Origin of the sequence: Actinoplanes utahensis, assembly GCF_016862455.1 — a bacterium.
Classification (GTDB): Bacteria; Actinomycetota; Actinomycetes; order Mycobacteriales; family Micromonosporaceae; genus Actinoplanes; species Actinoplanes utahensis.
This window is the reverse complement of the sequence record NZ_BOMZ01000118.1, coordinates 1-6,183: the sequence shown is the minus strand read 5'-3', so window position 1 is coordinate 6,183 and position 6,183 is coordinate 1. Positions and strand designations below refer to the sequence as shown.

General features: G+C 73.5%; 4 protein-coding genes and 1 pseudogene. 1 reads left to right on the top strand and 4 read right to left on the bottom strand.

Features of this window, described 5'->3' with window-relative positions:
• The 3 genes from Aut01nite_RS41675 to Aut01nite_RS41665 all read right to left on the bottom strand — a co-directional run.
• A partial coding sequence (locus Aut01nite_RS41675) for a ribokinase (RefSeq protein WP_204037937.1) occupies positions 1-872 on the bottom strand: 872 nt, incomplete at its 3' end.
• The gene (locus Aut01nite_RS41670; RefSeq protein ID WP_043527372.1) at positions 873-1,700 is read right to left on the bottom strand and encodes an ABC transporter ATP-binding protein; all 828 of its coding nucleotides are present in this window, start codon (positions 1,698-1,700) and stop codon (positions 873-875) included. It abuts the gene before it with no gap.
• Between the two features lie 124 nt (positions 1,701-1,824).
• Positions 1,825-3,003 carry an ROK family transcriptional regulator gene (locus tag Aut01nite_RS41665; protein WP_043527370.1) on the bottom strand — a complete coding sequence of 393 codons (1,179 nt, stop codon included), beginning with the start codon at positions 3,001-3,003 and terminating at the stop codon, positions 1,825-1,827.
• A gap of 182 nt (positions 3,004-3,185) precedes the next feature.
• On the opposite strand from Aut01nite_RS41665, the gene Aut01nite_RS41660 reads away from it, so the two are divergent.
• Positions 3,186-4,640 carry a glycoside hydrolase family 3 N-terminal domain-containing protein gene (locus Aut01nite_RS41660; protein WP_043527368.1) on the top strand — a complete coding sequence of 485 codons (1,455 nt, stop codon included), beginning with the start codon at positions 3,186-3,188 and terminating at the stop codon, positions 4,638-4,640.
• 342 nt (positions 4,641-4,982) lie between these two features.
• On the opposite strand, the pseudogene Aut01nite_RS41655 reads toward Aut01nite_RS41660, so the two are convergent.
• Positions 4,983-6,183: pseudogene (locus Aut01nite_RS41655) on the bottom strand (NAD-glutamate dehydrogenase); the annotation flags it as partial.

The window sequence follows — 6,183 nt, the reverse complement described above, 5'->3', positions numbered from 1 at the left end:
TCGATGTCGGCGCGACCGGGCAGCGCGTTGCTGGCGCCGACCCGGCGCACGCAGGCGGCGCCGGCGGCGTTCGCCCAGCGCACGGCGTCGGGCAGGTCCCGGCCCTCGCCCCAGGCCACGGCCAGCGCGCCGGTGAAGGCGTCACCGGCGGCGGTGGTGTCGGCCACCTCCACCCGATAGGCGGGCACGTGCACGTCCGCGCCGTCCCGGTCGGCGTAGCGCGAGCCGTTGCCGCTGAGCGTGAGCACGACCCGCGGGACCAGCGCCAGCAGGGAACCGACGTCCGGGTCGTGGCCGCCGGTGATGGCCCGCGCCTCGGTCTCGTTGACCACCAGCAGGTCCACCTGGTCGAGCAGGCCGGGCGGCAGCTCCCGGGCGGGCGCCGCGTTCAGGATGGTGCGGGTGCCGGCCGCACGGCCGGCCCGGAGCGCGGCCAGCACCGTGTCCATCGGGATCTCCTGCTGGCAGAGCAGCACGTCGGCGGCGGCGATCGCGGCGGACTCGTCCTCGGACAGCTCCACGAACGTGCGGTTGGCACCGGGGCTGACCAGGATCGAGTTCTCCCCGGCACGGTCCACCATGATCACCGCGACGCCGGAGGAGCCGTAGCTGGTGCGTACCAGCTCGACGTCCACGCCGGCCGCCGCCAACCGCGCGTTGAGGGTGACACCGAAGGAGTCGGAGCCGATGGCGCCGAGGAACGTCGTCTCGGCGCCCGCCAGGGCGGCGGCGATGGCCTGGTTGGAGCCCTTGCCGCCGGGGGTCATCACGAAGTCGTCGCCGAGCACCGTCTCGCCCGGCCGGGGCAGGCTGGGCGCCAGCCCGACCAGGTCCATGTTCGCGCTGCCGGCGACGACGACCCTGGTCGCCATCTAGCCCGCCCGCGCCGTGTAACGGTCCCCGACCCGGTCCACGATCAGCGGCAGGCCGAACGTCTTCGTCAGGTTCTCCGCGGTCATCACCTCGCCGAGCAGGCCGGCCGCGACCACGGTGCCCTCGCGCAGCAGCAGCGCGTGGGTGAAGCCCGGCGGGATCTCCTCGACGTGGTGGGTGACGAGCACCATCGCCGGGGCGTCCGGGTCCAGCGCCAGCTCGGTCAGGTGGCCGATCAGCACCTCGCGGCCGCCCAGGTCGAGGCCGGCGGTCGGCTCGTCGAGCAGCATCAGCTCGGGGTCGGTCATCAGCGCCCGGGCGATCTGGGTGCGCTTGCGCTCCCCCTCGGACAGGGTGCCGAACTCGCGGTCGGCGAACCCGGCGATGCCGAGCTGGTCGAGCAGCTCGCGGGCGCGGGCCTCGTCCTGCGGGTCGTAGCTCTCCCGCCAGCGGCCGACCACCGACCAGGCGGCGGTCACCACCACGTCGAGCACCTTCTCCGAGGGCGGCACCTGGTCGGCGAACCGGCCGGTGGTGATGCCCACGCGGGTGCGCAGCTCGGTGACGTCGGTGCGCCCGAGCTTCTCGCCCAGCACGTACGCCGTGCCGCGGGTCGGGTGCATCCGGGCGGACGCGAGGTTGAGCAGGGTGGTCTTGCCGGCGCCGTTGGGGCCCAGCACCACCCACCGCTCGTCCAGCTCGACCTGCCAGGACAGGTCTCTGATCAGGAAGTTTCCGCCTCGCACCACGTTGACGCGGTCGAAGGCGATGACGGTGTCCTCGTCGGGCGGAATGGGTACGGCAGCCTCCAGCACGCGTCCATCCAACCACGTCCGCGCGCGGGAACCGGACGGCGTGCCGGTGACCCGCCCCCGCGAGGGAACCCGGCTGGTTGCCGGTGCCGTTTCGGCGTCGCTGAGACGGCACCGGCAACCAGCCGGGGAGAGAGCGTCAGTCGGTCGTCGAGCCGAAGACCTCGTCCCGGACCGCGTCCAGGGCCATCCGCAGCGCGCCGTGCAGCACCGGCTCGGACGGCACCGCCGTCACCACCACCTTCGGCGAGACCAGTGTGATGGCCGCCACCTCGGCCTCGACCCGCTCGGCCAGCGCCGGACCGCCGGCCCGGCTCACCTCGCCGGCCAGCACCACCAGCGGCGGGTCGAGGACCGCGCAGGTGGCGGCCACGCCGAGGGCCAGTCGCCGGGCCAGCTCGTCGAGGACCGGCTCACCGGCGGGCCCGGCCGCGACCGCCGCGCGCACCACGTCGGCCGCCTCGGCGCCGCGGAAGCCGAACTGCTTGCCGATCGCCTTGACCGCGTCGGCGCCGGCGATCGACTGGAACGCGCCCTTCACCCCGCGGCGGGACGCGTTGTGCGGGACCTCGGCCCCGGCGACCGGCAGGTAGCCGATCTCACCGGCCGCGCCGGTGGCGCCCTGGTGCAGCCGGCCGGCGATGACGGTGGCCAGACCGACACCACGGCCGATCCAGATGAGCGCGAAGTCGGTGACGCCGGTGGCCGCTCCGGTGCTCGACTCGGCGACCGCGGCCAGGTTCACGTCGTTGCCGAAGAAGACCGGGATGTTCAGGTCGCGGCGCAGGTCGGCGAGCAGGCCGCGGTGCCAGCGGGGCAGGTCGTGGGCGAAGGAGATCTCGCCGGAGTGCGGGTCCACCAGGCCCGGGGTGCCCAGCACGACCCGGCGTACCGAGGACATGTCGGCGCCGGCCTCACCGGCGGCCTGGACCACGGCGTTGTGCACGACACCGACCGGGTCGTCGGTGTCCTTGGTGCTCTGCTCCACCCGGCTGGTCACCGTGCCGGTGATGTCCGCGCAGGCGGCGACCACGCAGTCCGGGCCGACCTCGACGCCGATCACGTGCGCGCTGGACGGGGTCACCGCGTAGAGCTGCGCGTTCGGCCCGCGGCCGCCGGCCTGCTCACCGACCCGCCGGACCAGGCCACGCTCCTCGAGCCGCTCGACCAACTGGGAGGCGGTGACCTTGCTGAGGCCGGTCATCTCGCCGAGCTGCGCCCGGGTCAGCGGACCGCGCGTGAGCAGCAGGTCCAGAGCCGCACGGTCGTTGAGGGCGCGCAGCAACCGGGGGGTGCCCGGAAGGCGGGTGGCGGCCATAGCGTTGTCCCCTAATACTAAAGATTCTTTCCTGTTACAGTGTCGACGCACGATCGCGAGCAGCGTAACGGTAGGCAATGCCGCCTGACCGGAGGGTGCTCGGCTATCGACTCCGAGCGATCATGGCAGCTCTCGGGTATATCCGACCAGTCCGGCCAGACTCGCCGTACCGGAAGGACCCCATGGCGATCGACCCCGCCCTGCGTCAGCTGGCCCTGCACACCCTCCTCGCGGCCTTCCCCGGCGGCACCGCCCCGCGGTGGGCCGGCGATCTGCTCGCCGACGGGCTGGCCGGCCATACCCTCTTCGGCACCAACGTCGCCGACCCTGAGCAGCTCGCCCGGCTGACCGCGGAACTGCGGTCGGCCCGCACCGACGCGCTGATCGCCATCGACGAGGAGGGCGGCGACGTCACCCGGCTGGGACATCGGACGGGTAGCCCGTACCCCGGCAACGCCGCCCTCGGCGCCGCCGACGACGAGGAACTCACCCACCGGGTGCACGCCGCCATCGGCGCCGATCTGGCCGCTGCCGGGATCAACCTGGACCTGGCCCCGACCGTCGACGTCAACACCGCCGACGACAACCCGATCATCGGCACCCGGTCGTTCGGGGCCGACCCGGAACTGGTCGCCCGGCACACCCGCGCGGCCGTCACCGGGCTCCAGTCGGCCGGAGTTGCCGCCTGCGCCAAGCACTTCCCCGGCCACGGCGCCACGGTGACCGACTCCCACCTCGAGCTGCCGACCGTGGACGTGCCCCTCGCCCTTCTGCGTACGCGTGACCTGCCCCCCTTCGCCGCCGCGGTGCAGGCCGGGGTCCAGGCCGTGATGAGCGCCCACATCCGGGTCCCGGAGCTGACCGGCGACGGGCCGGCCACGTTCAGCCGGGCCGCGCTGACCGGCCTGCTCCGCGGCGAGCTCGGCTTCCGCGGCGCGATCGTCACCGACGCCCTGGAGATGCGCGGCGCGGCCGCCTCCGCCGGGAGCATCCCGCGGGCCGCCGTCGCCGCCCTGGCCGCCGGGGCCGACCTGCTCTGCATCGGCGCCGACGTCGACCTGCCCCTGGTCGAGGCGGTCGCGGCCGAGATCGCCGCGGCGACCGTGGACGGGCGTCTGGCGCTGAGCCGGCTGGAGGAGGCGGCCGCCCGGACGGCGGCCCTGGCGGCGTGGACGACGACCGGGACGCCGGGGCCGTTCACCCCGGACACCGAGCTGGGCCTGGCCGCCGCGCGGCGGGCGATGACCGTCGAGGGTGACGTGACGGCGCTGCGGTCCCCGCTGGTGGTGCGGTTCGGCGCGGGGCACTCGATCGCCGAGGGCCGGGTGCCGTGGGGTCTCGCGCCGCACCTCGACGGCGTCGAGCACATCGAGGTGGCGGTCGAGGGAACCACTCCGGAGGAGCTGGCCGGGTACGCCGGGGATCGCCCCGTGGTGCTGGTCGGGCGCCGCCTGCACGAGTCGGCGGCGGCCCGCACGCTGATCGAGAAGCTGGCCGCGGACCGGCCCGCCGGGGTCGTCGAGATGGGCTGGCCGTCCTCGTGGCGCCCGGCCGGCGTACGGGCCTTCGTGATCACGCACGGTGCCAGCCGGGCCAGCGGCCGGGTCGCCGCGGAGGCGCTCGGCCTCACCCGCTGACCGGAACATCAACATCACGTACGGTCACTAAAGGCGTACCCGTTGTCGCCCATGTCAGGGAATGACCGGAACTTCTGCCTGAATCGGGCCAACCGAACGGACAATCCGCAACCGGCACCGTTCCCCCCGCTGGCGTCCGTCACGTAGCGTCATGGCCAGAAGGTGGGTCTGGGGACGTCGCGGATCCCGCTCGGGACCAGCAGGGACCGCGACGCGGACGGTGAGCCGGGCACGGCGTGACTTCGGGAGCAGCACGCCGGCGCCCGGCTCACCACCTGAAAAAGCGTGCGTGTGCATCTCGGCCGCTGTTCGCGCCCGAGATACACACGCACCATGCGGCGGTCAGGCCGCCGAGGACGTCTTGACCAGGGTGCGGATCTGGCGCAGCAGCACCGAGAGCGCCGCGAGATCGGCCGGTGAGTCCTCGATGTCCCCCATCGCGTTGGACGCCCGCGCAATCGACGCCGCGTTCACCTGCTCCCACTCCGAGACCCGGTCCCCCGGTGCGGCCGTCGACGGCGTCGACTGCAGCACCTCGGCGGTCAGGGCGGCCAGTGCGGCGTACAGGTCGTAGCGCAGCGCCATCCGGGCCAGGGTCTGCCACCGGTCGTTGCGCGGCAGCCGGGAGATGTGCGACAGCAGCACGTCCACCCCGAAACGCTCGGAGAGCACGAAGTACACCGACGACACCTCGCCCGGGTCCCGGTCGATGGCCGCCGACGTCTCCAGGATGTCCAGCAGGCCGAACCCGTAGAACACCCGGCTGACCCTCTCGGCCAGATGCTGCGGGACACCCTGGCCGACCAGCTCGGCGATCCGTTCCGACAGCGCGCGGCGCTCCGAGCCGACCATCACCTCCGGCAGCCGCGGCAGCAGCTCGGCCACACCGGGCCGCAGCTTGGCGATCTCGCCGGCCACGTCGATCGGCGAGCGCCGGGTGCTGACCAGCCAGCGGACCGCCCGGTCGAGCAGCCGGCGGGTCTCCAGGAAGACCAGGGTCTGCGCGTCGGTCGGCACCTCGTTGTCGAGCGCCTCGCCGGCCGCCCAGATCTCCTCGAGACCGTAGACGTCACGGATCACCACGTAGGCCCGGATCACGTCGGCCGCGGAGGCGCCGCTCTCCTCCATGGCACGGTGCACGAACGACGTACCACCGCGGTTGACCACCTCGTTCACCAGCGACGTGGAGATGATCTCCCGCCGCAACCGGTGCCCGGCCATCCGGTCCGCGAAGCGCTCCCGTAGCGGCGTCGGGAAGTAGTCGGTCAGGACCGTGCTGGTCCAGGGCTCGTCGACGAGGACGTCGGCGAGGACCTCCCGCTCCAGACTGATCTTGACGTACGCCAGGAGCACCGCGAACTCCGGTGCGGTGAGCCCGTCCCCGTTCTCGTAGCGGGCGGCGAGCTCCTTGTCCGACGGCAGGGCCTCGAGCTCCCGGTTCAGCGCGCCGCGCTCCTCCAGGGCCTTGAGCATGCGCCGGTGCACCGGGAGCAGCGAGTGCGCCTGGGCCCGGGCGTTGCCGAGAGCCATCGCCTGCTCGTAG

Excerpts from the sequence above, each read along its gene's own strand:
- Aut01nite_RS41665 (WP_043527370.1), bottom strand. The coding sequence starts at position 3,003 with ATGGCCGCCACCCGCCTTCCGGGCACCCCCCGGTTGCTGCGCGCCCTC.
- Aut01nite_RS41660 (WP_043527368.1), top strand. The coding sequence starts at position 3,186 with ATGGCGATCGACCCCGCCCTGCGTCAGCTGGCCCTGCACACCCTCCTC.